The organism is Streptomyces aureoversilis (genome assembly GCF_042657885.1).
GTDB classification, from domain to species: domain Bacteria; phylum Actinomycetota; class Actinomycetes; order Streptomycetales; family Streptomycetaceae; genus Streptomyces; species Streptomyces aureoversilis.
In genome coordinates this window covers 259,691-284,109 of record NZ_JBHSKJ010000010.1, presented here as the reverse complement: position 1 = coordinate 284,109, position 24,419 = coordinate 259,691, and the positions used below count along the sequence as shown (strand labels likewise).

General features: G+C 73.0%; 24 protein-coding genes and 1 pseudogene. 16 read left to right on the top strand and 9 right to left on the bottom strand.

The window, feature by feature from the left end:
- Nucleotides 1–5: 5 nt before the first annotated feature.
- The 5 genes from ACFPP6_RS19825 to ACFPP6_RS19805 all read left to right on the top strand — a co-directional run bounded on the left by ACFPP6_RS19825 (nt 6) and on the right by ACFPP6_RS19805 (nt 3,940).
- Complete coding sequence (locus ACFPP6_RS19825; RefSeq protein ID WP_382043954.1) at nt 6–686, top strand: hypothetical protein; 681 nt, start codon at nt 6–8, stop codon at nt 684–686.
- 279 nt (nt 687–965) lie between these two features.
- Nucleotides 966–1,967 (top strand): carbohydrate-binding protein, encoded by a 1,002-nt coding sequence (locus tag ACFPP6_RS19820; protein ID WP_382043952.1) that lies wholly within the window; start codon nt 966–968, stop codon nt 1,965–1,967.
- A 240-nt stretch (nt 1,968–2,207) separates the two neighbouring features.
- Entirely contained in the window at nt 2,208–2,471 is a 264-nt protein-coding gene (locus tag ACFPP6_RS19815) for a hypothetical protein (RefSeq protein ID WP_058043386.1), read from the top strand.
- A gap of 140 nt (nt 2,472–2,611) precedes the next feature.
- Complete coding sequence (locus tag ACFPP6_RS19810; protein ID WP_382043949.1) at nt 2,612–3,346, top strand: Mut7-C RNAse domain-containing protein; 735 nt, start codon at nt 2,612–2,614, stop codon at nt 3,344–3,346.
- Nucleotides 3,347–3,478: 132 nt separating this feature from the next.
- Nucleotides 3,479–3,940: a large conductance mechanosensitive channel protein MscL gene (locus ACFPP6_RS19805; RefSeq protein WP_382043946.1), complete on the top strand. Its 462-nt coding sequence runs from the start codon at nt 3,479–3,481 to the stop codon at nt 3,938–3,940.
- Between the two features lie 100 nt (nt 3,941–4,040).
- Here ACFPP6_RS19805 and ACFPP6_RS19800 read toward each other — a convergent pair whose 3' ends face one another.
- A complete protein-coding gene (locus ACFPP6_RS19800; RefSeq protein WP_058043383.1) occupies nt 4,041–4,241 on the bottom strand; it encodes a hypothetical protein in 201 nt (66 codons plus the stop codon).
- A 181-nt stretch (nt 4,242–4,422) separates the two neighbouring features.
- On the opposite strand from ACFPP6_RS19800, the gene ACFPP6_RS19795 reads away from it, so the two are divergent.
- Complete coding sequence (locus ACFPP6_RS19795; RefSeq protein ID WP_382043942.1) at nt 4,423–5,703, top strand: CapA family protein; 1,281 nt, start codon at nt 4,423–4,425, stop codon at nt 5,701–5,703.
- 57 nt (nt 5,704–5,760) lie between these two features.
- Here ACFPP6_RS19795 and ACFPP6_RS19790 read toward each other — a convergent pair whose 3' ends face one another.
- Nucleotides 5,761–6,180, bottom strand: coding sequence for an SH3 domain-containing protein (locus tag ACFPP6_RS19790; RefSeq protein WP_382043940.1), 420 nt, complete (start codon nt 6,178–6,180; stop codon nt 5,761–5,763).
- A gap of 81 nt (nt 6,181–6,261) precedes the next feature.
- Nucleotides 6,262–7,290, bottom strand: coding sequence for a non-homologous end-joining DNA ligase (gene ligD, locus ACFPP6_RS19785; protein WP_382043938.1), 1,029 nt, complete (start codon nt 7,288–7,290; stop codon nt 6,262–6,264).
- Between the two features lie 108 nt (nt 7,291–7,398).
- Between ligD and ACFPP6_RS19780 the strand changes: the two genes are divergently transcribed.
- Nucleotides 7,399–8,460 (top strand): ATP-dependent DNA ligase, encoded by a 1,062-nt coding sequence (locus tag ACFPP6_RS19780; RefSeq protein WP_382043935.1) that lies wholly within the window; start codon nt 7,399–7,401, stop codon nt 8,458–8,460.
- A gap of 34 nt (nt 8,461–8,494) precedes the next feature.
- On the opposite strand, the gene ACFPP6_RS19775 is transcribed toward ACFPP6_RS19780, so the two are convergent.
- Nucleotides 8,495–9,460 carry a TIGR03557 family F420-dependent LLM class oxidoreductase gene (locus tag ACFPP6_RS19775; RefSeq protein ID WP_382043932.1) on the bottom strand — a complete coding sequence of 322 codons (966 nt, stop codon included), beginning with the start codon at nt 9,458–9,460 and terminating at the stop codon, nt 8,495–8,497.
- Nucleotides 9,461–9,635: 175 nt separating this feature from the next.
- Here ACFPP6_RS19775 and ACFPP6_RS19770 point away from each other — a divergent pair.
- Both ACFPP6_RS19770 and ACFPP6_RS19765 read left to right on the top strand, forming a co-directional pair.
- Nucleotides 9,636–10,829, top strand: a pseudogene (locus ACFPP6_RS19770) (glycoside hydrolase family 6 protein); the annotation flags it as partial.
- A gap of 381 nt (nt 10,830–11,210) precedes the next feature.
- Complete coding sequence (locus ACFPP6_RS19765) at nt 11,211–12,080, top strand: hypothetical protein (protein WP_382043929.1); 870 nt, start codon at nt 11,211–11,213, stop codon at nt 12,078–12,080.
- A gap of 94 nt (nt 12,081–12,174) precedes the next feature.
- Here ACFPP6_RS19765 and ACFPP6_RS19760 read toward each other — a convergent pair whose 3' ends face one another.
- The gene (locus tag ACFPP6_RS19760) at nt 12,175–12,699 is read right to left on the bottom strand and encodes a hypothetical protein (RefSeq protein ID WP_382043927.1); all 525 of its coding nucleotides are present in this window, start codon (nt 12,697–12,699) and stop codon (nt 12,175–12,177) included.
- Between the two features lie 292 nt (nt 12,700–12,991).
- Between ACFPP6_RS19760 and ACFPP6_RS19755 the strand changes: the two genes are divergently transcribed.
- Nucleotides 12,992–13,324 carry a glyoxalase superfamily protein gene (locus tag ACFPP6_RS19755; RefSeq protein WP_382043924.1) on the top strand — a complete coding sequence of 111 codons (333 nt, stop codon included), beginning with the start codon at nt 12,992–12,994 and terminating at the stop codon, nt 13,322–13,324.
- Nucleotides 13,325–13,540: 216 nt separating this feature from the next.
- A complete protein-coding gene (locus tag ACFPP6_RS19750) occupies nt 13,541–15,109 on the top strand; it encodes an AMP-binding protein (protein WP_382043921.1) in 1,569 nt (522 codons plus the stop codon).
- Nucleotides 15,110–15,211: 102 nt separating this feature from the next.
- Here the strand turns inward: ACFPP6_RS19750 and ACFPP6_RS19745 are convergent, their stop codons facing one another.
- Both ACFPP6_RS19745 and ACFPP6_RS19740 read right to left on the bottom strand, forming a co-directional pair.
- Nucleotides 15,212–16,030 (bottom strand): hypothetical protein, encoded by an 819-nt coding sequence (locus ACFPP6_RS19745; RefSeq protein WP_382043918.1) that lies wholly within the window; start codon nt 16,028–16,030, stop codon nt 15,212–15,214.
- A gap of 77 nt (nt 16,031–16,107) precedes the next feature.
- Nucleotides 16,108–16,692: a TetR/AcrR family transcriptional regulator gene (locus tag ACFPP6_RS19740; RefSeq protein WP_382043915.1), complete on the bottom strand. Its 585-nt coding sequence runs from the start codon at nt 16,690–16,692 to the stop codon at nt 16,108–16,110.
- A 274-nt stretch (nt 16,693–16,966) separates the two neighbouring features.
- On the opposite strand from ACFPP6_RS19740, the gene ACFPP6_RS19735 reads away from it, so the two are divergent.
- The 3 genes from ACFPP6_RS19735 (at nt 16,967) to ACFPP6_RS19725 (ending at nt 20,043) form a co-directional block, all read left to right on the top strand.
- Nucleotides 16,967–17,176, top strand: a complete 210-nt coding sequence (locus ACFPP6_RS19735) for a dihydrofolate reductase family protein (protein WP_382043912.1) — start codon at nt 16,967–16,969, stop codon at nt 17,174–17,176.
- 21 nt (nt 17,177–17,197) lie between these two features.
- Nucleotides 17,198–18,358, top strand: a complete 1,161-nt coding sequence (locus ACFPP6_RS19730) for a methyltransferase (protein WP_382043910.1) — start codon at nt 17,198–17,200, stop codon at nt 18,356–18,358.
- Nucleotides 18,359–18,567: 209 nt separating this feature from the next.
- Entirely contained in the window at nt 18,568–20,043 is a 1,476-nt protein-coding gene (locus ACFPP6_RS19725; protein ID WP_382043907.1) for a hypothetical protein, read from the top strand.
- A gap of 79 nt (nt 20,044–20,122) precedes the next feature.
- On the opposite strand, the gene ACFPP6_RS19720 is transcribed toward ACFPP6_RS19725, so the two are convergent.
- Both ACFPP6_RS19720 and ACFPP6_RS19715 read right to left on the bottom strand, forming a co-directional pair.
- Nucleotides 20,123–20,995: a class I SAM-dependent methyltransferase gene (locus ACFPP6_RS19720; protein ID WP_382043904.1), complete on the bottom strand. Its 873-nt coding sequence runs from the start codon at nt 20,993–20,995 to the stop codon at nt 20,123–20,125.
- A gap of 353 nt (nt 20,996–21,348) precedes the next feature.
- Complete coding sequence (locus ACFPP6_RS19715; protein WP_382043901.1) at nt 21,349–22,938, bottom strand: helix-turn-helix domain-containing protein; 1,590 nt, start codon at nt 22,936–22,938, stop codon at nt 21,349–21,351.
- Nucleotides 22,939–23,190: 252 nt separating this feature from the next.
- Here ACFPP6_RS19715 and ACFPP6_RS19710 point away from each other — a divergent pair, with 252 nt between their 5' ends.
- Together ACFPP6_RS19710 and ACFPP6_RS19705 are read left to right on the top strand one after the other, a co-directional pair.
- A complete protein-coding gene (locus ACFPP6_RS19710; RefSeq protein ID WP_382043898.1) occupies nt 23,191–23,652 on the top strand; it encodes a hypothetical protein in 462 nt (153 codons plus the stop codon).
- A 120-nt stretch (nt 23,653–23,772) separates the two neighbouring features.
- Nucleotides 23,773–24,399, top strand: a complete 627-nt coding sequence (locus tag ACFPP6_RS19705; protein ID WP_382043895.1) for a TetR/AcrR family transcriptional regulator — start codon at nt 23,773–23,775, stop codon at nt 24,397–24,399.
- Nucleotides 24,400–24,419 lie beyond the last annotated feature (20 nt).

Below are 24,419 nucleotides of genomic sequence, written 5' to 3'. Positions count from 1 at the left end.
CGTTCATGGGTGCTTCCCGCGGAACCGCTCTCATGGTCTCCGGTGTTCTCTGTGGTGCGCTGGCCCTGGGCGCGACCGGCTCCGCCGTCGCGTCGGCCGGCTTCCCGCCCCCGATGCCGCCCACCGAGCCCGTGGTGACCGAACCGTCGGCCGCGAATCCCCGGGCGGCCCGCGAGGCGGCCGCCGCCGGCGCCCGGGCCATCGACCGCAACGTGATCGGCCAGCGGGCCGCGGAGGCCGTCGAGGAGTGCTCCGCGGCGGACGCGGCCGGGGACGCGGAGCAGGGCGAGACGTGCGCGAAGCTGAAGGGACACCTGGAGGAACTGCGGCACGCCCGGGCGGCGCTGGCCGAGCAGGCGAAGGCCGCACGGCCGGACCTGAAGAAGATGACCAGGGCCACGACGGACGCCGCCGCGGCCACGGCCTACCTGGCCAAGGACGGCGTCGACGTCTCCGACCTGGCCCGCAGCCCGGGGCACAAGGGTGGGCACAAGGACGGGCACACGGGTGGGCACAAGGGTGGACACAAGGGTGGACACAAGGACGACCGGTACGACGACCACGACTCTTCGGGGCTGCTCTCGGTGGTCACGTGGCTGCTGGGCGGCCTGGTGCACACGGTCGGCGGGGTCGTCGGCGGGCTGGTGGGCCTGGTCGGCGGGGTGCTGCAGGGCATCCTGAGCTGAGCGCCTGCGGAACCGGCACGGCGGTGCGGGCCCGGCGGGCCCGCACCGCCGTGATGCACCGGCCTGGCGCACCGCCCTGCCGCACCGGCCTCCTGAGCGCGCCTCAGCCGCACACCGGTCCGTCGCACCGGCCCCGTCCCGGGTTCCGCATCCCTTGACACCAGGGATTGTCATGGACATTCTCATTGCTTGGACCGGACCAACTACCGTGCCGCCGCCCCCGGCGGCACCGTGCTCCCACCCCCCACCGCACTCCCCTGCGCCCTGCCCGGAGGAGCCATGAAGAGATCCCCTTCCCGCCGCCCGCACACCCGCACCGCCGCGGCCCTGCTGTCCGTCCTGGCGGCGGTGGCCGCCCTCGGCAGCACGGCGCCCGCGGCCTCCCACCCCCGGCCGGCGGAGCCCGCGGCACGCGCCGCCCTCGCGCCCGCCCCCTCGCCCGACGCCCCGCACCGGGGCACGGTCACCGGCGCGCGCACCTCCGGCCACTCCGCCGCCCGCGAACGGGCCGCCCGCATCTTCGCGGAGGGCCGCCGGGCCGCCACCTCGGCCGGTTCGCTGAGCAACCACGCGCGCACGACCGGCGGCGGGACCGCGACACCCGAGGCCGGCCTCACGCACAACTGGTGGGGCGTCTTCCCGCAGCCCGGAACCCACGACGGCATCATGGCCACCCACAGCGTCGACGCCTCCTACCGGGTCTCGGACGGCGAGAACTTCACCTACTCCCCCACCACCAAGGCACAGAACTCGTGCATGGAAGTGGTCACGGCCTACTGGAGCAGCGGCAACGAGATCTGGGCCTGGGACTGGTGCTCCGACCCCGGAGGCCCCGCGAAGACCGTGGCCGTCGACGCCTCGTTCCTCGCCACGTACACGAACGGCGCGACCGGGCGGCCCGCCTACAGCGTGCAGATGGTCCAGGACGACGCCTCGGCCAACCGGTGGTCCGCGTACCTCTACAACTACCGCACGGCCGGCTGGGACCTGCTCTTCCGGAACGCGGGGCAGGACCGGAGCGGGCTCTCGCACGGCTGGGACATGTTCGAGATCTACGCAAGCGTCAACCCTGCGACCGGCACCGGCTACTACTGCAGCGAGGCGAGGAACACCGTCTTCGACTCCAGCTCCGTCGCGCTGCGCAGCCGCGGGGCGTGGAAGCCCGCCCGGCCGGCCGACTCGCCGTGGACCGAGACCGGCCCTCAGGGCCGTGACTTCCTCTGCCCGCCGCTGAAGTTCCTCCAGGCCGGCGCCAACGACCACTGGACGGTCCGTCAGTAGCCGCACGTGCCGCGGACCCCGCCGCCGGGCCCGCCGGGCGGCACGGCCCGCGACCGGTCCGCCTACGCACAGTAATCAGCCCGCCAGAACTCATGAGCGGACGGCGGCGAAATCCGAAGGTGTGCCAGGGGAAGAGGACTACCCGGCCCCGGCCGCCGTCACACGCTGCGTCACCGGAGCGGGGGAGAGATCCGCGGATCCGGCCTCCTCCGCCCGGTGGATCCCCCGAGAGTTGCACCCATGAGCCTCACCACTGCAGGCAAAACTCCCGGACCCGTCCGCTTCTACCTGGCGTGCGACCACCACGGCTGCACCACCCACACCACCTTCGACCTCGTCATCCCCGACCCCGGCCCCTCGCGCGACGACGACCTGTGGGGGCACCTCCTGCACCACACGCACACGGCCACGCCCCACATCAAGGAGCTCGGCTGGAGCTACATCCACGGCAACGGCTACACCTGCCCGACCCATCAAGTGCCGGCCCTGCCCAGCGCCTCCTGACGTCCCGTCGAGGCGCCTCCCGGCTCCGGCCCCTGTCAGGGGGCCGGGCCCGGGCCGGCGGACGACCACCCACGCCCCGGCCCGCCCGGCAGCCGCCACCCGGCACCCGGCAGCGCCCCCGCGAGTGGCATGCTGACGGCGTGAGCAGACCGGAAATCCATGTCACCGTCGCCCCTGAGCTGCAGCTCTTCGTCAACTCCGAGCTGCGGCGGAAGCGGGCGCCCGTCGCGATCGACGCGTCGTCGTCGCTGGGCCACGTCATCGAGTCACTGGGCGTCCCGCTCACCGAGGCCGGCCGGCTGCTCGTCGACAGACGGCCCGCGCCCGCGGCCCACGTCCCCGCGGCGGGGGAATCGGTGGAGGTGTGCGCGGTCGAGCGCCCGCAGCAGGTGCCCGGCGCGCCGCTGCGCTTCCTCCTCGACGTGCATCTCGGGACGCTCGCACGCCGGTTGCGCCTCCTGGGCGTGGACGCGGCCTACGAGAGCGAGGACATCGGCGACCCCGCCCTCGCGGCGCTCTCCGCTGCGGAACGCCGGGTGCTGCTCAGCCGCGACCGCGGGCTGCTGCGGCGGCGCGAGATATGGGCCGGCGCCTACGTCTACAGCGACCGGCCCGACGAGCAACTGCGCGACGTCCTGAGCCGCTTCATGCCGGTGCTGGCGCCGTGGACGCGGTGCACCGCCTGCAACGGGCGGCTCGCGGAGGCCGCGAAGGACACCGTGGCGGAGCGGCTGGAGCACGGGACGCGGCGCACGTACGACGTCTTCGCGCAGTGCACGGCCTGCGAGCGCGTGTACTGGCGCGGGGCGCACCACGAGCGGCTGGAGGCCATCGTCGGGGATGCCGTGCGGGAATTCGGCGGACCGGCGGTGTGAGCCGCCCGCCGGGGCGTGCCGTACCGCTGAGGGCGGTGTGACGGAATGTAGCGTGCTGTCCGGATTCCGCAAGCCGGTTCCGACTCCGGGAACCGGTCGTGCGCGGGAGCCGGTCGCGTCCGGAGGACGGTCATGCTCAAAGGTTTCAAGGGTTTCGTCATGCGCGGTGACATCGTCACCATCGCCGTGGGCCTGATCATCGCGCTGGCCCTCAGCACGCTCATCAAGGCGTTCACCGACTTCATCATCAACCCGATCATCGCCCGGGCCCAGGGCGGGCACTCGATGGGGCTGGGCTGGCAGCTCGGCCGGGCCGGCAACAAGAACACGTACCTGGACCTCGGCTCGTTCCTCTCCGCGGCCGTCTACTTCCTCATCTTCATGGCCGTGGTGTACTTCTTCATCGTCGTGCCGTACAAGCACGTGCAGGCGCGGCGCGGGGTCGTGGTCTTCGCGGACCCGGGCCCGCTCAAGACCTGCCCGGCCTGCCTGTCGGAGGACCTCCCCGCGGCGGCGCTCAAGTGCCGCTACTGCGGCAGCGAACAGCCCCCGTCGGCCGCGCCGGGCGGGAGGCCCGCGCCCGGGGCGCGCTGAGGCCACGGGCGCGCCGGGGCACGGGGTGCGTCGAGGTCCTGCGCCGTCCGGGGCGTCGTACGGGGCTCCGGCCGGCGGCGACCGGCCCCGCCCTCCGGGGTCAGGGCCAGGTGCGGTTGCGGGCTTCGGCCCGGGCACGCCGTTCCTCCGTCCGGATGCGGCGCTCCTCGGCGGCCCGCCGCACCCCCTCGGCCCGTCGCTCCGCGTAGCCGTTGGGCTCCACGACGTGGAAGCACTGGCCGCAGACGTAACCGCCCTCGGGGCCCTCGATGACCGGGTTCAGACAGTCCTTACACAGCATCACGACAGCATTCGGCCGGGAAACAAGACACCACCATTATTCCGCCCGCCTCCCGCAGCGGCAGCACAATCCGTTGCCATCAGCCACCCGGAGTAACCGACCCCGCGCGCGATATCACTCCCCTATATACGTCCTATAAGGCATTGTGAGGCCGCGCGGGCGCACCGGGAGCTGCTGGGCGATGAAAGATACGGCGAAGAGGGCCGCGGGCAGGCGTTGCGCGGTCACGGCAGGCGTAGTCGCCGCACTCGCGGGGGTGACGGGGTGTCCGGGACCGGACCACCCGGCCGGTCCGCTCCTGGAACGGGCGGCGGAAGGGAGCGGGAGGCACACCGGCCCGCGGCCCGGGGCGCGCACGGCACCGCCGCCCGGGCCCACCCGCACCGGATTCACCCTGGTGGCCTCCGGCGACGTCCTGCCGCACGACGAGATCATCCGGCAGGCGCAGCAGGACGGCGCCCGGTCCCGGCGGCAGGGCGGCAGGGGCGAAGGCGCCCGCAAGGAACCCGACTTCGGCCCCATGTTCGCCGGCGTCAAAGGGACGGTGTCCGCCGCGGACCTGGCGATCTGCCACATGGAGACGGTCTACGGCAAGGAGGAGGGGCCGTTCCGCGGCTATCCGTCGTTCGTCTCACCGCCGCAGGTCGCCCGCGCGCTGAAGGAGACCGGGTACGACTCGTGCTCGACGGCGTCCAACCACACGACGGACGCGGGGAGTGCGGGGGTCGCCCGTACGCTCGCGGCCATGGACAAGGCGGGCCTGCGGCACGCGGGTTCGGCGCGCTCGGAGGCCGAGGCGCGGCAGGTCACGCTCCTGCGGGCGGGGCCCGCCCGGGTGGCTCAGCTCGCCTACACCTACGCGACCAACGCTCCGGTGCCGAAGGAGCGCCCGTGGATGGTCAGCCTCACCGACCCGGCGCGGATCCTGTCCGACGCGCGGGCCGCCCGGGCGGCGGGGGCGGACGTCGTCGTGGTGAGCATGCACTGGGGCACCGAGTGGCAGAGCGAGCCGGACGAGGAGCAGCTGTCCCTGGCCCGCCAGCTGACGCGGGCGGGCGGCAGGCGTCGGCCGGACGTCGATCTGGTCCTCGGCACGCACAACCATGTGCCGCAGGCCTACGAGAAGGTCAACGGCACGTGGGTCGTCTACGGGATGGGCGATCAGCTCGCGGGGAGGATGATCAACCCGCAGGGCGAGCCGGACCTGCGGGGCAACGAGAGCAGCATCGCCCGCTTCACGTTCGCCCCGCCCGCCCGGGCGGGCTCGCGCTGGCGGGTCGTCAAGGCCGAGTTCATCCCGCAGGTCACGGACCACGGGCCGCCGTGGCGCGTCCTGGAGCTCCCTCCTTCGCTGCGCGCCCGGCCGGGCGGGCGGGCCGTCCTGGGCCGGGCGCGCAAGGAGATCACCGAGGCCGTGCTGTCCCGGGGCGCCGCCGAGGACGGTCTGACACCCGCACGCTGACGGGGGTCCGGCACCGTGCGGGCGGTTCGTGCGGGGGCTACGGCTCGTGACGGCGGCTCAGCCCATCGCGGCCCGGGTGGCGGGAGAGTCCTCCACGGTGCCGCGGTTGACGTCCTTGCACAGCGGGACGGCGCTGACGTTGCCGACGTAGGCCGCCGCGACCCAGGTGGGGCGGTTGCGCAGCATGTACCAGACGTCGTTCCCGCCGACGCTCTGGGCGTGGACCTTGCAGCGCAGCCCGACCTTGGCGCCGCGGCCGAAGGTTCCCCGTACGGCCGAGTCCGTGCTGGGGTACATCCGCTCGTTGACGCCCGTGGGGCTGGTGATGGTGCCTGCGGGGCGTTGCGGCACCGGCGGGACGCCGGGGCCCGAGGCCGCCTGGGCGGATCCGGCGGCCAGCAGCGAGCCGGCCAGGGCGGCCACCACGATGGCGTCCGTCGAGATCTTCTTGCTGCGGGCTGCGAGGGTCCTGGGCATGGGGGCTCCCTGTGTGAGGGGTTGATGAAGCAATGCCGACGTACCACGCCGCAATCTCGATTAAACCTGGACAAAGCACTCTCAGCCGGACGGGGGTGGGTCCTTGCGGGCCCGGCTGGGCTGCACGCGCTTGGGCTCGCCCTTCATCTTCGGGTGCTCCGGCGGATAGGGCAGGTCGCCCAGCCCGTGCTCGCGCTCGTCCCGGTCGGCCAGTTCCAGGGCCGCCTCCAGCCCGCACGGCCGGTCCTCCATGCCCGCGTGCAGATCGCCCACGGCCTCGAACCGGGCGGGCATGGTGGCCAGGTCGAAGTCCTCGGGCACCGCGTCGCCGGCCACCTCGTCCCACGTCAGCGGTGCGGAGACCGGAGCGTGCGGGCGGGGCCGCACCGAGTAGGCGCTGGCGATGGTGCGGTCGCGGGCGGTCTGGTTGTAGTCGACGAAGACCTTGGCCCCGCGCTCCTCCTTCCACCACGCCGTGGTGACCTCCTGCGGCGACCGCCGCTCCAGCTCCCGCGCGACGGCGATGGCCGCCCTGCGCACCTGGACGAACGTCCACCGCGGCGCGATGGGCACGAACACGTGCAGCCCGCGCCCGCCGGAGGTCTTGGGCCAGCCGGTCAGGCCCAGGCCGTCGAGGACCTCCCGGAGTCCGAGAGCGGCACGGACGGCGTCCGCATAGCCGGTGCCCGGCTGCGGGTCGAGGTCGATGCGCAGCTCGTCGGGGTGCTCGGTGTCCGTCCGGCGCACGGGCCAGGGGTGGAAGGTCAGGCAGCCCAGGTTCGCGGCCCACAGCACGGCCGCGGGCTCGTTGGGGCAGATCTCGTCGGCGTAGCGGCCGCTGGGGAAGGCGATCCGGCCGGTCGGGATCCACTCGGGCAGGTTCTTCGGCGCCCGCTTCTGGAAGAAGGACTCCCCCTCGACCCCGTCCGGGTAGCGCTCCATCGTGGTCGGGCGGTCCTTGAGCGCCCGGACGATGCCGTCGGCGACGGCGAGGTAGTAGCAGGCCAGGTCGTACTTGGTGAAGCCGCGCTCGGGAAAGTAGACCTTGTCCGGGTGCGACAGCCGTACGGTCCGCTCCCCGGCGGTGAGCTCCAGCGCCTCCTCTGCCATACCCCTCACGCTAGAGGCCCCCGCCGCACGGCGCCTGCGGGCGGCGCCGTGCGGGAGCGCGGGCGCGCGAAGAGGCGGCCGGGGCCCGGGGCCCGCACAATCGCGGTCATGGATCTCCCCGTGATGCCCCCGCTGCAGCCGATGCTCGCCAAGTCCGTGGCGAAGATCCCGCCCGGCATGCTGTACGAGGCGAAGTGGGACGGCTTCCGGGCCATCGTCTTCCGCGACGGCGACGACGTCGAGCTGGGCAGCCGCTCCAGCAAACCCCTCACCCGCTACTTCCCGGAGCTCGTCGAGGTCTTCCGCGAGCAGCTCCCGCCCCGCTGCGTGCTCGACGGGGAGATCGTCATCAGCCGCGGCGGGCGACTGGACTTCGACGCCCTGCTCGAACGCATCCACCCCGCCGACTCCCGCGTCCGCCATCTGGCCGAGGTCACCCCGGCGAGCTTCATCGCCTTCGACCTGCTCGCCCTCGGGGAGCAATCCCTGCTGACGACCCCGCAGCGGGACCGGCGGGACGCACTGACCTCGGCGCTGCAGGGCGTACGGGCCCCGGTCTACATCGCACCCGCCACCTACGACCTCGAGACGGCCCACGCGTGGTTCGAGCAGTTCGAAGGGGCCGGGCTCGACGGGGTCGTCGCGAAGCCGCCCGCCTCCCCCTACCGGCCCGGCGAGCGGGCCATGGCCAAGATCAAGCACGAGCGGACCGCCGACTGCGTCGTCGCCGGGCTGCGCCACCACAAGAGCGGGCCCGTCGTGGGCTCCCTGCTGCTCGGCCTCTACGACCCGGCCGGGCGGCTGCAGCACGTCGGGGTCTGCGCCTCCTTCCCCATGCGCCGCCGGCAGGAGCTGATGGAGGAGCTCGAACCTCTGCGGATGCCCACGGTGGAGGGGCACCCGTGGCAGGAGTGGGCCGCCGAGGAGGCGCAGGCAGCCGGCCGGATGCCCGGCGGGCCCAGCCGGTGGACCGGCACCAAGGACCTGTCCTGGGTGCCCCTGCGGCCCGAGCGGGTCTGCGAGGTCGCCTACGACCACCTCCAGGGCGACCGCTTCCGGCACACCACTCAGTTCCGCCGCTGGCGCCCCGACCGTGAGCCGCACCAGTGCACGTACGCCCAGCTGGAGGAACCGGCGGCCTACAAGCTGGCCGACATCCTCCAGTTGTGAGGGGTGCGGCGGGCGCCGCCCGCGGCGCGCACGCTCAGAGCGTGCGCAGGGCGGGGAGCAGCTCCCTCTTGGCCCAGTCCAGGTACGGGGCCTGCTGGTCGCCGCCGATCTGGACGAGGGCGACCTCGGTGAACCCCGCCTCCGTGTAGGCCCGCACCGCCTCGACGAAGCGGTCCGTATTGGATCCGCAGGGGATCGCCTTCGCGACGTCGTCCTTGGTGACGGAAGCGGACGCGGAGGCGAAGGCCGCGTCGTGCGGCAGCTCGGAGTTGACCGGCCAGCCGAGCCCGAACCAGCGGAACTGCTCGTGGGCCCGCTCGACCGCCGCGTCGTGGTCGGTGTCGTAGCAGACGGGCAGCTGTCCGATGCGGGGCTTGCCGGCGCCTCCGTGGCGGTCGAACGCCTCCAGCAGTTCCCTCCGGGGCTCGGTCGCGACGACCACATCGGCCAGATGGCCTGCCAGGCGGCAGGAGTGCTCCCCCGAGACGGCGATGCCGATGGGCGGGGCGGGCCGGGGAACGTCCCACAGCTTGGCGTGTTCGACGTCGTAGTGGGTGCCGTGGTGGGTGACGAGCTCCCCGTCCAGGAGCGCCCGGATGATGAAGACCGCCTCTTCGAGCATCTCGTGCCGGACGCTGATGCCCGGCCAGCCGCGTCCGACCACATGCTCGTTGAGGTTCTCGCCCGACCCCAGCCCGAGGCGGAAGCGCCCCTGCGAGAGCAGCTGCACCGTGGCCGCCTGCTGGGCGACGACAACGGGGTGGTAGCGCGTGGTGGGACAGGTCACGAACGTCATGAGCGGAATCCGCGAGGTCGCCTGCGCCGCGGCACCCAGGACGGCCCACGCGTTGGGCGAATGGCCCTGGGACGCGAGCCAGGGGAAGTAGTGGTCGGACGTGACGGAAAAGTCGAATCCCGCTTCCTCCGCACCCACCACGTGCGCGACGAGTTCACGGGGGCCTGCCTGCTCGGTCATCATCGTGTATCCGATGCGCACCATCGCGCCTCTCCTCCGATTTCCCCTTTTTTCAAACCCCGTCCGGCGTAATCCGACGTGTCTGACGGGTCGACACCTGTCACTCTGTCTGGAATGGACAGATCGGCCGATATGAAATATTGGGGGATCGATGTCACACAAGTCCCGGCGACACACGGCCCGGCCCCGCAAGGCCCGGGTGTCCACGACGAGAACGACGAGTACGACGAGACCGGCGGGAGCGAAGAAGAAGGCGAGGAACCGGGCCCTGCGCTGCGGTGCGGTCGTCCTGGTGTGCGCAGGGGCGCTGTCGCTGGCCGGACCGGCCAGCGAGGCACTGACGGAGGACGACGACAACCTCGATGCCACGTCCCCTTTCTGGGTCGAGCCGCGGGGCCCGGCGGCCCGTCAGGTGCGGGTCTGGCAGGAGCAGGGGCGCGAGGACGACGCCGTCGTCCTGCAGCGCATCGCGAAGGAACCCATGGCGGTCTGGCTGACCGGTGACGATCCGAAGGCGCAGGCCGAGAGCGTCACCCGGCAGGCCGAGCGCAGCGGGGTCATTCCCGTGCTGGTCGCCTACAACATCCCCCAGCGCGACTGCGGTCAGTACTCGTCGGGCGGCGCTCCCGACGCCGCCCACTACCGCGCCTGGGCCGCGCGGGCCGCGGCCGGCATCGGCGCGCGCCGGGCCTGGATCGTCCTCGAACCGGACGCGCTCGCCCAGTGGGCGTCGGGCTGCGTCCCCGCAGCGGCCGCCAAGCAGCGCCTGGCCCTTATCGCGCAGGCCGTGCGGACCTTCAAGTCCAAGCCCGGCGTCTCCGTCTACATCGACGCCGGGAACCCCGGCTGGATCCAGGACCACAACATGATGGTGACGGCGCTCACCGAAGCGGGGATCGCCGAGGCCGACGGGTTCGCGCTGAACGTCTCCAATTTCCACACGACGCCCGTCACCCGCGCTTACGGCGACCGTCTCTCCGCCCTGCTCGGCGGTGCCCATTACGTCATCGACACGAGCCGCAACGGCAACGGCCCGCTTCCGGCGCCGCCGGAGGGCGCGAAAAAGAAGGACGAACACAAGAAGGAGAAAGAAAAGGAGAAGGAGAAGCTGCCCGTGCCGGCGGCCACCGAGGCCAGGAGGGCCGTGGGCACGCGGGGCCCCGGGGAGGAAGCGGAACCGGAGGACGGGGAGGAGGAGCACGAGCCCGAGTCCTGGTGCAACCCGCCCGGGCGGGCCCTCGGTGCCCCGCCCAGCACCGCCACGGGGAACCCGCGCGTCGACGCATTCCTGTGGATCAAGCGGCCCGGCGAGTCCGACGGCGCCTGCCGCGGTGCGCCGCCCGCGGGCCGCTGGTGGGCCGAGTACGCGCTCGACCTCGCCCGCGCCACGCCGGCGCACCTCATGCCGCCCTCCCTGGAGCCCGGGCAACCGGAAGTCCCCCTCCTGCCGTCCGTGCTCCCCGCCCATCCGCCGGGCGGCGCGCCGGCCGGCGGCGCTCAGGCGCCCGCCGCTTCCGCCCCCGCGTCCGCTCCCGGGCACGCGCCCGTACCCGCGCCCGCCGCCCCGGTCCCCGCACCCGCCACGGCGCCGACGGCCGGATCGGCCCAGGGGCCCGCGCCCACCGCTCCGCCCGCGGCGCCGCCTGCCGGGCCGCCCACGGACCCGCCCGGCGACAAGCCGGTTCCGCACCTTCCCGGCACGGGCGCGGCGGAACCGGGGCATCATGGGTGAACGACCGACCGGGCGGGTCCGGCGCTGACGCGGAGGGCTGCGATGAACCCCGACGGACGGGTCAACCGAAGGGTGGCGTTCATCGCCGGCGCGGGGCACTCCGGTACGACGCTCCTCGGCTTGCTGCTGGGTGCGCACGCGTCCATCTTCTACGCAGGTGAGGCGTGGAACAGCACGCGCCTGGGTGCCGTGACGGACGACGGGTGGACGGTCCGGTGCACCTATTGCGGAGCCGGTTGCTCCGTGTGGGCCGGCCTGCGCCCGGGCAGCGACGGCCTGGGGCTCGCGGGCTCACCGGACCTGTACGAAACCCTGTCCGTGCGGTCCGGGCGCCCCGTCGTCGTCGAATCGACCAAGGCGGTCGGCTGGATCGAGATGCAGGCGGCAGCGGTGCGGGACGTCGTCCCGGCCCATCTCCTCCTCCTGGGCCGGGACGGACGGGCCGTCGTGAATTCGCAGCTGCGCAAGTACCCCCACATCCCGGCGCGTGAGCACGTCGGCAAGTGGGCGGCGCAGATCCGCGCCTCGGAAGAACTCGCCGCGCGCTGGCCGGGCCCGGTGTCCCGCCTCCACTACGAGGACCTGGCCACGAGCACCGAAAGCACGCTGCGCCGGCTGACCGCCTCGCTCGGTCTCGCCTACGAGCCCGCGATGCTCGATCCGTGGAACAGCGAGCAGCATCCGCTCGGCGGCAACAGCGGCACCCATTTCCTCCTCGCCCGTTCGCGGGGCTCCCGCGCGAACGGTACGGCGCCGGCGGACTTCCCCGTCGACGCGGCCAAGCGCGAGCACTACTCCCGGCATCCGCCCGCCGTGGTGCTCGATCTGCGGTGGCATCAGGAGATGCCGGAGGACGCCCTGGCGGTGTTCGAGGAGGTCGCAGGCGAGGTCAACGCCCCCTACGCGCGATAGTCCCGCGTACCGGCCGCTCTGCGGCGGCCGGTACGGAGGGCGGTACGGAGCGCGGTACGGAGGGACGGCGCGCGGCCTCTACGTCCCGGGGCCGTCAGTAGTGCCAGCGCGGCTTGCCGCTGTCGCTGCCGCAGATGATGACCCGGCCCTGGGCGTCGTGCGTGCGCGCCCCGGCGTCGGACGAACGGCAGAACTGGCCCGCCTTGTAGCAGTTGCCGGCGTTGGAGCGGATCTCGCACGTCGTACCGGCGTTGCCCGGCGCGGGCGTACGGGCCGCGGAGCCGGCTGCACCGGTCTGCTCGGCAGCGGGCGGGGTGGCTGTCCTGCGCGGCGGCTTCGGCAGGACCGGCGAGGGTGCTGCGCTGCGGGAAGGCGCGGTGGTCGGAGCGTCCGACGGCGGCGTCGAGGGCGAGGGGGACGGGGACGGGGTCGCGGACACCGAAGCGGAGACGGCGGGCGAGGGCTTCTTGCCCGGCGACGTGTCCTCGTCGCCCCCGGTGCAGCCGGCCAGCGTGAGCACGCCGGCCAGGGCTATGCCGCAGGCGGCAACCCAGCGACGGCGAAGGGCGGAGGAGGAAGGAGATTCCGGGGAAGCCGGGGAAGTTCTGAAGGAAGACATGGCCAGGGGACTCCACGAGCGGAACGGGCAGGGGAAAAGCCGCACTTCGAAATCCGCGATTCCGCTTTGCTGCGGACACGGGAAATCGCTGCCGACACGTGGGGGGAACCAACTTGGCTCACCCACATTAGCGGTATCGCGCCACGCAGGTGAACCAAGATCTCGGGGAAATGCGCGTTCGACCGGACCGGCGTTGTGCCGCGTGCGGGAGGGGAGTTGACCGGGCGGCTCCTGCCCGCACCCGGCCCGCTCGGCGCACTCGGCGATCCGCGCGGTCTGGAATGATGGCACCGTGGACGAAGAAGCCATCCCCGTGCTTTATGTCGAGAACGCGCGCACAGCGGTCGCGTGGTACGCCCGGCTCGGTTTCACCGAGCAGTGGGAACACCGCTTCGAGCCGGGCCTCCCGGCGTTCGTCGAGGTGGCGCGCGGGCCGGTGCGGCTGTTCCTGTCGGAGCATCAGGGGGACGCCCGGCCCGGCACGCTGATTTATCTGCGGGTCCGCGATATCGACGCCGTCGCCGCCGAGTTCGGCGTCCCACCCGTTTCCGCCCCCTGGGCACGCGAGATCGAGTTGCAGGACCCCGACGGAAACCGGCTGCGCGTGGGGACTCCGGTCAATTGACGGACGGGGCGCGGACCGGGCGGCCGAGTGGACGGCCGCCCGGCACCCTTGTCACCGCGCTCCTCCCCCCTGTTGACCGAATATCGACGTTTCGGTCGCGTGAAGCGCGGCTGCGGCGCCTGCCGACTTGGAGCTGTTGATCGCTGGCATTACCATCCAACTGGTTGCCTAAGTCAACTGCCGGCAATCGTACTGCCGCATCAGGAGGAATCACCCATGACCGCCACGGCGCAGCAGTTCCGCACATATGTGGAGCGGAACCTCGACGTCCTGGGAGCCGAACCCACCAGGACGGCCGTCGTTCACCACGACCGCCGCGTCACCGCCGGCGAACTGCGCGACCTCGTCCACCGCATGGCCCGCGCGCTGCTCGCCCAGGGCATCGGGCGAGGGGACACCGTCACGCTGCTCAGCGGAAACCTGCCGGAGACGATCGCCGCCCGCTACGCCGCCAACCTGATCGGCTGCTCGGTCAACCACCTCTACAACAAGCTGGCGGCCGACGTTCAGGCCAACATCATCCGCGACGTCGAGACGCGCGCCCTGATAGCCGACCCCGCCTACGCGTCGCGCGCCGCCGAACTGGCCGGGCTGACGGAGGTCCGCACCGTCCTCTCGCTGGGCCCGGCCGAGGTGGGCGCGGACCTGCTGGAGCTGTCCGCCGGCGAGTCCGCCGAACCGCTCGGCGGCCTCGCCCGCCCCGAGGACATCTGCATGATCCGCCACACCGGCGGCACCACGGGCCACCCCAAGGCCATCTGCACCGCCTTCGAGCGGCTGCCCGGCTTCCAGGACGACGTCGACGAGATCCTGGAGCCGGAGGGCACGAACGAGGACGGGATGCGGCAGCTGGTCTGCACGACGCTCGCCCACGCCGCCGGCCTGCTCGCCGACGTCACCCTCCGCACCAGCGGCGGCACGGTCGTCCTGCTCGACGACTTCGATCCCGTGGAGGCCCTGGCGGCGATCGAGCGCGAGCGCATCACCCACATGTTCCTGCTGCCGCCCCTGCTGTACCAGCTCATGGACCAGCCGGAGGTGGAGCGCACCGACACCTCCAGCCTCCGCAACATCACCTACGGCGGCTGCCAGTCCTCCCCCGCCCGGCTCGCCTCCGCCGTCCGGCGCTTCGGCTCCGTGCTGACGCAGTTCTACGGGCAGAACGAGGCGGGCGGCATCAGCGTCCTCGGCCCCGAGGACCACGACCCCGGGAACCCGGACCGGCTGCGCACCGCCGGCAAGGCCATGAAGGGCGTCGAGATCGCGATACGCGACGAGTCCGGCCGCGACCTGCCCACCGGTGAGCACGGCGAGGTCTGCGTGCGTTCCGAGCACATCATGCAGGGGTACTGGAAGCAGCCCGAGCTCACCGCCGAGGTCCTGCGGGACGGCTGGCTGCACACCGGCGACATCGGATTCCTGGACGACGAGGGCTACCTGACCATCGTCGACCGGATCAAGGACATGATCGTGGTGGTCGGCGGCCACGTGTACACCACCGAGCTCGAGGACCTGCTCAACACCCACCCGCAGGTCCTGCAGAGCGCCGTCTTCGGCGTCCCGGACGCCAACCGCATGGAGCAGGTGTACGCGGCGGTGGTGGCCGCCCCCGGCAGCGAGCTCGACGAGAAGGAGCTGCGCGAGATGGTGAACCGCGAGCGCGGCGCCATGTACGAGCCGGCCCGCATCTCCTTCATCGACGCCCTCCCGCTGACGGACGCGGGCAAGCCGGACAAGAAGCTCCTCCGGCGCGAGGCGGAAGCGAAGGCCGCAGCCTCCGTGTGACCCGCAGGGCCGGCCGCCGCCCCGCGGCCGGCCCTCGGCGAAACAATCCGGCCATCGCACGCCGGCCCCGGGCCCGCAGCGCAGGCCCGGGGCCGGTGCACGTCAGGGGGTGTCGAGCGCCCTCTGTTCCGTGGCCTGTTCGGCCCGGAGCTGGGCGGCCACCGTGTCCGTGCGGGCCCGCAGGGCGAGGACGCGTTCGCCGGTCTTGGTGCCGTGCAGCGGGGGTTCCGCGGGGAGCACGGGGATGCCCTTGGCCTGGGCCGTGAGCACCAGGCTGTGCATGACCTCGGCCTGCTGGGCCAGCAGGGCCGTGCTGAACATGTTGGCCCGCAGGGTCTTCTTCATTCCCAGCGCGCCGCGGTAGGTGATTTCACAGGCGACGTTCACCGTCTCCAGCCGCTGCTCGCCCGCCTGCTCGAGCGCGGCGAGCATGACCGAGGCGAGGCCCTCGACCACCTTGGTGACGACCCACTTCCGCCCGGGGAGCGGGGGCAGGAGGTCCCGGATCCGGTCGATCTCGGCGTCCAGCGCCTCCGTGGTCATGGCGCTGAAGGCGTCGTGCAGCTGGAGGTGGACGACCTTGTCCCAGGGGATGTCCTCGCCGTCGAAGCCGACCGACTCGGGTCCGAAGCGCAGCGCGCCGATGCCGTCCAGCGGGCGCAGAGCCTTGGCGGTGATGGCGGGGACCTTGGGGTGGCGGCAGATCAGGGCGCCGAGGGAGAACTCCCACTCCACGGGCGTGGGCGCGGCGGGGGCGGGCAGCGAGCGCAGGACGGAGAGGGCCCAGTCGCCGGAGGCGTTGGTGCCGGCGCGCCCGGCGTCGACGCCGCGCTGTACGGCGTTGGCGACGTCCTTGCCGAAGGAGGTGGCCGCCGTTCCCACCTGGTCGCCCAGGTTCTTCACCCGGTTGAGTATGCCCATGCCCTGACCCCGTTTCACCTGCGTTGTTCGTGTGGCGGCGACACTTTACCCAGTGATCGGGACGGGCGGTGCGGCGCTCACTCCGCGGCGGGGGGCGGGAGGGTCCGGTCCACGAGGCCGGCGATCAGGTCGTCGAGGGGGAACGGGGCGAGGACGTCGGGGACGGTGAGGTCGTCCACGATGAAGCCGCTCATGGCGAGGTAGAGCAGGAGCACGGTGGTCCGGTCGCCGGGCAGGCCGGCGCCGAGGTGGAAGCGGATGCCTTCCTGGACGTTGTTGCTGAAGACCTCGGTGAGCATGGCCTGCAGTTCGGGCCGCCGGGTGCCTTCCAGGCGGAGCTCCATCATGGCCAGGTAGCTGCTGCGGTCCTCGCGCATGCGCCCGACGAGGTCGTGGAGGAGGCGTACCACCAGGTCCCGCGAGGGGGGTGCCTCCATGGTGCCGGCGAGCGCCGAGGCGTCGGGCGACAGGCGTTCGCGGGTGCGGCGGGCCACCTGGTTCAGGAGGTCGTCGCGGTTCGTGAAGTAGTTGGAGGCGGTGCCGTTGGGGACGGCGGCCTCGGTGTCCACGGCGCGGAACGTGAGCCCGCGCGAGCCCTGGCGGGCCAGGACCTCGATGGCGGCGTCGACGAGCGCGGCACGGCGCTCCGGGTTCTGTCGCATCGGTCTTCTCTTCTTCCCTCTCGCGCTTCCTCTTCCGCTTCCCACATCAAACCACTCCAGGCGTAGTACTACGGATGGAGTCGAACCGAGGGAACGGACACCCGTATGCGCAAGCTGACCCACTACGTCGCCACCACCATCGACGGCTTCATCGCCGGCCCCGACGGCGGCTCCGACTCCTTCCCCCACTCCGAGGAGATGGCCACGTACCTGGACTCCCGGCACCCGAGACGATCCGGTCGCCTTCGTCCGCGAGCTCAAGCGGCAGGACGGCATGGGCATCTGGCTGTGCGGCGGCGGAGAGCTCGCGGGTACGCTCCTGCCCGAGATCGACGAACTGATCGTCAAGTGCTACCCGGTGGCCGTCGGCGCCGGCATCCCGCTCTTCAGCGCCGCGTTCCGGCCCCGCCGGTTCGGCCTCGTCGACAGCCGTTCGTTCGCCGGCGGAGCGGCCGTGCTCACCTACACCGCGGGTCTCGACTAGCCTGAGGGCACAATGAACCGTTTGATGACGCCATGGGGCGAGCTGGGCCTGACTCGTTTCCCCGAGGACCCCCGCGACCAGCTCCGAGCCTGGGACGCCGCCGATGAATACCTCCTCAGCCATCTGGCGGGGAGCGCGGAGACCGCGGACGGCCCCACGGACCTGTCCGGCACGGTGGTCGTGCTGGGCGACCGGTGGGGCGCGCTGACCACCGCCCTCGCCGGGCAGGGCCACAGCCCGGTGCAGATCACCGACTCGTTCCTCGCCCAGCAGGCCACCCGCCTGAACCTCGAGCGCAACGGCGTCGCACCCGGCGCCGCCACCCTGCTGTCGACGCAGGACGCCCCGCCGGACCGCATCGACGTCCTGCTGGTCCGCGTGCCCAAGAGCCTCGCGCTCCTGGAGGACCAGCTGCACCGGCTCGCCCCCCGGCTGCACGCGGGGACCGTCGTCGTCGGCACGGGCAAGGTGACCGAGATCCACACCTCGACGCTGAAGCTGTTCGAGCGGATCGCCGGCCCCACCCGGACCTCGCTGGCCGTGAAGAAGGCCCGGCTCATCTTCTGCTCGCCGGACCCCGCCCTCCCCCGGGCCGCGAGCCCCTGGCCCCACAGCTACTCGCTGCCGCTGGGCATCGGCCCGGCCTCCGGGCTGACGGTCACCAACCACGCCGGCATCTTCTGCGCCGAGCGGCTCGACATCGGCACCCGCTTCTTCCTGCGCAACCTTCCGCAGCGGCACGGCCGGGAGCGCATCGTGGACCTCGGCTGCGGCAACGGCATCGTCGGGACGGCCGCGGCCCTGGCCAACCCGCAGGCCGAGGTGGTGTTCGTCGACGAGTCGTACCAGGCGGTGGCGTCCGCGGAGGCCACGTTCCGGGAGAACGCGGGCGCGCGGGCCGCGGCCGAGTTCCGGGTGGGCGACGGGCTGTCGGGGATGCCCGCCGACTCCGTGGACCTGGTGCTCAACAACCCGCCCTTCCACTCCCACCAGTCGACCACCGACGCGACGGCCTGGCGCATGTTCACCGGCTCGCGTGCCGCGCTGCGGCCCGGCGGGGAGCTGTGGGTCATCGGCAACCGCCACCTCGGGTACCACGTGAAGCTGCGCCGCCTCTTCGGCAACTGCGAGATCGTGGCGAGCGACCCGAAGTTCGTCGTTCTGCGCTCGGTCAAAAACTGAACTTTCCACGCCGGGCGACCCCACTGGCGGGCAGTGATCCAGATCACTGCCCGCCAGTGGTTTAAGGCTTCTGAGGGCACGCGCGCCCATGGCATGATCATGCCGTTACCGGCGGGTAGCCGTCCGGTTCACCCGTCCATGCCGTGTGATGCGGGCCGGAGTGCGAACTCCTCCGACCTGCCCCCACCTCACGCTCCCGAGGATCGAATTTGCGCAAGCCCGCACGATTCATAGCTTTACCCGCCATCACCGCTGCCTCCCTGCTCGCCACCGGATGCTCCGCGGCCTCCGGGCCGTCCGGCAGTGACACCGGCGCCGGCACCGAGAAGGCCGCAGCGGCCCGTCCGCCCGCCGCGGAACCCCAGCTCGCCGTCCGGGCCGCGCCCGAGGGCGCGGGCGCCCCGACCGCCGTGGCCCGCCCGTCCGGCTCCGGCAAGGCGGCGCAGAAGTCCTCTCTGAAGGTCGCCTCGTTCGACCGCAAGAGCGGACGCGCCGTCATCTCCGGCGCGGCGAAGCCCCCGAAGGGCCTGGCCCCCGGCCGCACCCCCACGCCCTCCGGCTCGGCGAGCGCCGGAAGCAGCGCGGCCCCCGAGAAGAACAACCAGGTGGACGTCGGCGACATCATCGCCAGCGCCCCCGCCCCCGGCGCCCCCGACGGTGTCCTCGCCAAGGTCACCAAGGTGCTCGGCAAGACCGAGAAGGGCACCGAGGTCAACACCGCACCGGCGACGATGGGCGCCCTGCTGGGCGACGCCAAGGCCGGCGGATCGGTCCCCGTGGACCCGTCCACGGTCGGCGTGGAGCCGCTCGTCAAGGGCGTCAAGGTCTCCTGGGCGAAGACCGGCAACCTCCACTTCGGGCCCAAGGGCGCGAAGCTTCCGCTGGGCAACCTGCGGATCGACGTCGGCACGTCCATCGCCACCGCCAAGGACGCCCCCGCGTCCGCCTCCGCGTCGGCCTCGGGCTACGTCCAGCTGGCTCCGGAGGTGAACTTCGCCTACGACGGCGGCGGTTCCGGCTTCGGCGGGGCGCCCGCCGGCGCCTCGGTGTCCCTGTCGGGCGACTGGTCCTCCCAGTGGGAGCTCAAGGGCCAGGCCGCCGCCTCGACGGAGGGCAAGCCGCTGCGGCTGCCGTTCGCCAAGCTGCACGCCTCGCCGGTCATCCAGGTCGGCGCGGTGCCCGTCGTGGTCAACCTCGGCCTCACCTGCTACCTGCAGGTGGACGCCGACGGCCACGTCAACGTCGACGTCAAGGAGGACCTCAAGGGAGGCTTCCGCGTCGGCGGCGAGTACACCAAGGGCAAGGGCTGGTCGCCGGTCAACACCTCCGACATCACGGCCACTTCGCCGCAGGCGTCGGTGGCGGCGGCCGGCAAGGTGAAGGCCACGCTCGGCGCCGAGGCGTCCGTCGGCCTGTACGGCGCGGTCGGCGTCACGGCCGACGTCGCCCCGTACCTGCGGGCCGAGGTCGAGGGGCGGGCCGCCGCGGCCGCCGACGGCTCGGCTTCGGCCACCGGCAAGTGGGCCGCGTACGGCGGGCTGGACCTGGCCGGAGCCCTCCAGCTCCAGCTGAAGATCTTCGGCACGCCGATCTTCCAGAAGCCCATTCCGCTGGGCTCGCTCCACAAGGAGTGGAAGCTCGCGGGCGGAGAGGGAACCGTCTCGACGGCGGGCCGGCGCAAGTAGGCCCCGCACGGGCGGGCAAGGGCACCGGTACGCGCTCCCGCAGCGCGTACCGGTGCCCTTCCCTTTCTTCTCCCGTGCTCTAGTCCTTGGACGCGCGCAGCGAGTAGACCATCGGCACGCGCGGACGGCCCTCCGGGAGGCGGTAGACCGTGCCCCCGCCTCCCCGGCTGCCGCTGGTGTCCCGCCCCCGGACCATGTCGTCGAGGAACTCGAACAGCGTGAAGTCGTACTCGTGCAGGAACTCCAGCCGCAGCCCCGCGGCGCTCACCGCGCTCACCACGTCGCCCATCGTGTGCAGCCACTCCACCGAGCGGTTGTGCCGCGTCGGGGCGCTCATGTCGGCGTACGAGCCCGCCTCGTCGTAGGTGAGCGGTCCGCGGGCGAAGTAGTCCTCGGCGAAGGCCCTGCCGTCCTCGCCCAGGCACATGGCCACGGGGTGGAACTCCGCCAGGTACAGGAAGCCGCCCGGCGCGATCAGCGAGGCGGCCGTACGGGCCCAGCGCGCCAGGTCGGGCAGCCAGCACAGGGCCCCGAAGCCCGTGTAGACGATGTCGAAGGTCTCGCCCCGCAGCGCGGCGGGCGCGTCGTAGACGTCCGCCTCGACGAACCGGGCCCGCTCCTCCCCCACTTCCGCCGCCAGGTTCCGCGCCGCCTCCACCGCCGCGCCGGAGAAGTCCAGGCCGGTCACGTCCGCGCCCTTGCGGGCCCAGGACAGCGTATCGGTGCCGATGTGGCACTGCAGGTGCAGAAGGCGCTTGCCGGTGACGTCCCCGACCTCGTCCGGCTCGAACCCGCGCAGGTCGTTGCGGCCGGCCCTGAACCCCGCGAGGTCGTAGAAGGCGCTGCCCGTGTGGAGGGGAACCCGCTCGTCCCACATCGCGCGGTTGGTCTCGCGCCAGTCCTCCGCCCGGCCGGTCCGCCCGCTGTCCGTCTGCCCACTGGTCGTCGTCACCTGCGTGACGCTAGCGGGAGCGCTCGTGGACGGGCCAACGGTTTTCCCGACGGGCCGCCGGCCCCGGGCGCGGGCGCACCCCCAAGTGCGGGCGCCCGGAGGCCGTGCCGTGGCGCGGCCCCGGGCCCGGCTCCGTGTCCACGCCCGCGTGCGGATCAGGCGGGCGTGGACAGGCTCGCCGGGTGGTCGGGCCGGCGGCACCGTTCCCCCGTGAACCGGCGCGGTGCAGCGCCGGTGGGACCACGTTAGGTCCCGGCGGGTGGGCGCGGACACGTCATGGGTGCACGGTTGTGCGCCGGTTTCTGTCACGGGTGCACGGTGCGGAGGCCTGAACTTTCCTCCTGTGTGCCGCCTCACGCGGCGCACAGGACACAGCCCGGCCGGGAGCCGAGGTCCACTTCCTCCAGGGCCGCGCACGCGAGGACCACTTCGTAGAGGTCGCCGCCGCCCGGGACGAGCCGGCGGCCCAGCAGCTGCTCGGCGCCGCGCAGGTGGTCGCGCACGGTGCGGGGGTGTACGCCCAGGCGGGCCGCCGTCTCCTCGACCGCCGTGTTCCCGGCGATCCACGTCCGCAGGGTGCGGCGCAGGTCGCGGTCGGCGGCCGCGAGGCGCCCGAGAAGTTCCTGCGCCCAGTCGCGGACGGGGCCCGCCGCCAGCAGGCGTTCCAGGCCTGCCGGCCGGGAGCCGTCGTCCGCCGCCGTGCCGGGTGCGGTGGGGGGCATCTGCAGCGCCAGGTGGAGTGCGGCGCGGGCGCGTACGTCCGCGAGGTCGGCGCCGAGCAGCGCGGCCGCCCTGTCCATCCGGGCGCGGACGGTGTTGCGGCTGATACCGAGGATCTTGGCCGCGTTGACCGCCGTGAACTCCAGCCCCAGGCCGACGGTGGCGAGCAGGGGGCCGCGCCCGTGGTACGGCAGCGAGTCCAGCGGCTGCAGGACACGGGCGGCCCAGGCGCCCGAGGCGGCCGGGTCGAGGAGGGCGGTCAGCCGGGTCTGGGGCAGGTGTTCGGCCACCCTGGCGGGCCGGTACCGGGCCACGGCCAGGGCGCGGGCGGCCTCGCCGTACGCGTCGGCCACCTGCGCGAGCGGGTGGAGGCCGCCGGAGCCGAGGAGGACGCCGGGGCGCTCTTCGACGAAGCGGTGCAGTGCAGCGGCGACGTCGCGGTCGCCGGCGTCGTGCGCGGCACCGTCCTCCGGGCCGCCCCGCCGCGTCGTGGGGGCGACGACGATGAGCTGGCTGTCGTACGCGGCGCAGCGCACGGCCAGGGCGCGGTCCCCGGTGGCCTCTTCGCATGCGCGGACGAGGAGGTCGCGCCGGTGGCCGGGGAGTTCGAGGACGTGGACGCGGGCCGTGTCGGCGTCCAGCAGGCCCGGGCTGAGGCCGGCGGCGGTGCGCTGGGCCAGGGCGACTTCCCCGCCCATGAGCAGCTGGAAGACGGCGAGCCGCAGGCATTCCGTGGCCCGTTCCGCGTTCCGGCGGTGTTCCTCGGCCTCGCGGGCCTTGAGCAGCAGGGCCAGGACGGCGGCGGCCCGGCCGAGGAGGGCGGCGTCCTGTTCGTCGAACGGCCGGGGCAGGGCGGCGGCGAGGACGGGGTGCGGGGTGCGGCGTCCGAGGGCGACGAGCCGCAGCTGTCCGTGGTGGTCGTCCACGGCCGCCGCATGGAGCCGGCCGCCGGCGACCTGGCCGAGCAGTTCGCCGGCGCGTGCGGCGAGTTCCCGGTGGGCGGCGGCTTCGGCGCGGGAGGCCGGGCCGGTCAGGGGTGCTCCGTCCCCTCCGGTCAGCGTGACGGTGCCGCCGAGGGCTCCGGCGAGCCAGTGGACCAGGCGGCGTACGGACGCGTCGTCGCCGCTCTCCCCCGTCTGCGCGAAGTCCAGCAGCCGGGCCAGCCGGGCCGCGTGGTCATGTGGCTGCCCCCGGAGTTGTCCGCCGCCGCTTTCTGTGACCACCGGGCCACCCCTTTCCCACCCTTTTCACCCTTTCCCCCAGGCTACTTGAGGGGTGCCGGCGCGCTCGCCCCGTTGCGCGGAGGTGCGTTGGCGCGTGCACGCCGGGGGGCGCGTGCCGTGGCGCGGCAGGCCGGTCGCACTGCTGGTGGGGCGTACGCAGAGGCGGTTCGCGCGTTGTGCTGGGTAGGGAGGAGCCAGGCGTCACGGATGAGCACGTGCGTGACGGGACGAGACGCACGGGAGGAAGTCACCTTGATCCGTCTGGCGCGGGGGGCTACGGGTTTCCGGGGGCCGCACGAGGCCCCTCTGCCGCGGACCGAGGCGGCGCTGTTCCGGGCCGCCTGCTTCACCGCGGCCATGGAGGCCCGGGGGCGGGCCGGTGAGATGGTCCCCGGCGAGATGCACACGTTCCGCCATGCGACCCTCACCGACGGGTACGGCCGTGCGTTCACCGCCCTGGGCCACGTCCACCTGCCCGTGGTCGCCTTCACCACCGACGCGGTCAGCGAGGGCAAGCCGGTTCCCGGCTTCGCGGACCCGCCGCTGTGGGCGCAGGCCTTCGAGACGGCGGGGCTGCGGGTGATGGGCGTCAAGGAGCTGATGACGCCCTTGGAGGAGGTCGACGTCACGGACCTGTCTCCGGCCGAGCTCACCGAGATCCGCTACTGGAGGCCCGCGTGCCTGGGGGACGTCCTGTTCAACTGGTGGGACTGACCGGCGGGCGGGTCCGGATCCCCGCTCGTCCGGGCGCGGGCACGGCGGTGTACGGTCTGGTGTCCGTCGGCCGGAGGACGGTGAAGGCCGCAGAGCGAGAAAGGCGGAGGTGGCGTCGCGATGACCCCTCGCCGCAGTGCCGGTCCCGGCGCGCCGACCTTCACGGAGCGGGCGCGCCGGCAGCAGATCATCGAGAGCACCATCGACCTGATCTCCACCCGGGGCTATCCGGCGACGTCGCTGTCGGCGATCGCGGAGCGGGCCGGTATCTCCAAGGCCGCGGTCCTCTACCACTTCTCGTCGAAGGACAACCTCACGCGCGCGACGTTCGCGCAGGTGCTGGAGGAGTTCGGCGCGTACGTCACCGAGCGCGTGGAACGCGAGGCCGACCCGCTGGACGCGCTCGTCGCCTACGTCCGGGCGATGGTCGGCTACCAGCAGGCCAACCGGCGGCACGTGCGGGTCATCACCGAGATGCTCCTCGACGACGAGGGCGGCACGCAGCTGAAGACGCCGGGCCGTCACGACACCGGCGGCCGCTGGCAGGCCCTGGCGGAGCTGCTGGCGGCCGGGCAGGCGGCGGGCCGGCTGCGGGCGTTCGACACGCGGGCGGTGGCGCTCGCGATCGGCGGGGCGATCGACGGGGTGGTCGCGCACTGGCTCGCCGACCCGGACGTCGACCTCGGCGCGGCGGCCGAGGAGCTGGTGACGTTCACGCTCCACGCTGTCCGGTCCCCGGCCTCCTGAACCGGGTGCCCGGCGCGGTG

Excerpts from the sequence above, each read along its gene's own strand:
- ACFPP6_RS19740 (WP_382043915.1), bottom strand. The coding sequence starts at position 16,692 with ATGCGACAGAACCCGGAGCGCCGTGCCGCGCTCGTCGACGCCGCCATC.
- ACFPP6_RS19760 (WP_382043927.1), bottom strand. The coding sequence starts at position 12,699 with ATGTCTTCCTTCAGAACTTCCCCGGCTTCCCCGGAATCTCCTTCCTCC.
- ACFPP6_RS19825 (WP_382043954.1), top strand. The coding sequence starts at position 6 with ATGGGTGCTTCCCGCGGAACCGCTCTCATGGTCTCCGGTGTTCTCTGT.
- ACFPP6_RS19820 (WP_382043952.1), top strand. The coding sequence starts at position 966 with ATGAAGAGATCCCCTTCCCGCCGCCCGCACACCCGCACCGCCGCGGCC.
- ACFPP6_RS19775 (WP_382043932.1), bottom strand. The coding sequence starts at position 9,460 with ATGGTGCGCATCGGATACACGATGATGACCGAGCAGGCAGGCCCCCGT.
- ACFPP6_RS19745 (WP_382043918.1), bottom strand. The coding sequence starts at position 16,030 with ATGGGCATACTCAACCGGGTGAAGAACCTGGGCGACCAGGTGGGAACG.
- ligD (WP_382043938.1), bottom strand. The coding sequence starts at position 7,290 with ATGGCAGAGGAGGCGCTGGAGCTCACCGCCGGGGAGCGGACCGTACGG.
- ACFPP6_RS19780 (WP_382043935.1), top strand. The coding sequence starts at position 7,399 with ATGGATCTCCCCGTGATGCCCCCGCTGCAGCCGATGCTCGCCAAGTCC.
- ACFPP6_RS19790 (WP_382043940.1), bottom strand. The coding sequence starts at position 6,180 with ATGCCCAGGACCCTCGCAGCCCGCAGCAAGAAGATCTCGACGGACGCC.
- ACFPP6_RS19705 (WP_382043895.1), top strand. The coding sequence starts at position 23,773 with ATGACCCCTCGCCGCAGTGCCGGTCCCGGCGCGCCGACCTTCACGGAG.
- ACFPP6_RS19765 (WP_382043929.1), top strand. The coding sequence starts at position 11,211 with ATGAACCCCGACGGACGGGTCAACCGAAGGGTGGCGTTCATCGCCGGC.
- ACFPP6_RS19750 (WP_382043921.1), top strand. The coding sequence starts at position 13,541 with ATGACCGCCACGGCGCAGCAGTTCCGCACATATGTGGAGCGGAACCTC.
- ACFPP6_RS19795 (WP_382043942.1), top strand. The coding sequence starts at position 4,423 with ATGAAAGATACGGCGAAGAGGGCCGCGGGCAGGCGTTGCGCGGTCACG.
- ACFPP6_RS19815 (WP_058043386.1), top strand. The coding sequence starts at position 2,208 with ATGAGCCTCACCACTGCAGGCAAAACTCCCGGACCCGTCCGCTTCTAC.
- ACFPP6_RS19735 (WP_382043912.1), top strand. The coding sequence starts at position 16,967 with ATGGGCATCTGGCTGTGCGGCGGCGGAGAGCTCGCGGGTACGCTCCTG.
- ACFPP6_RS19805 (WP_382043946.1), top strand. The coding sequence starts at position 3,479 with ATGCTCAAAGGTTTCAAGGGTTTCGTCATGCGCGGTGACATCGTCACC.
- ACFPP6_RS19800 (WP_058043383.1), bottom strand. The coding sequence starts at position 4,241 with ATGCTGTGTAAGGACTGTCTGAACCCGGTCATCGAGGGCCCCGAGGGC.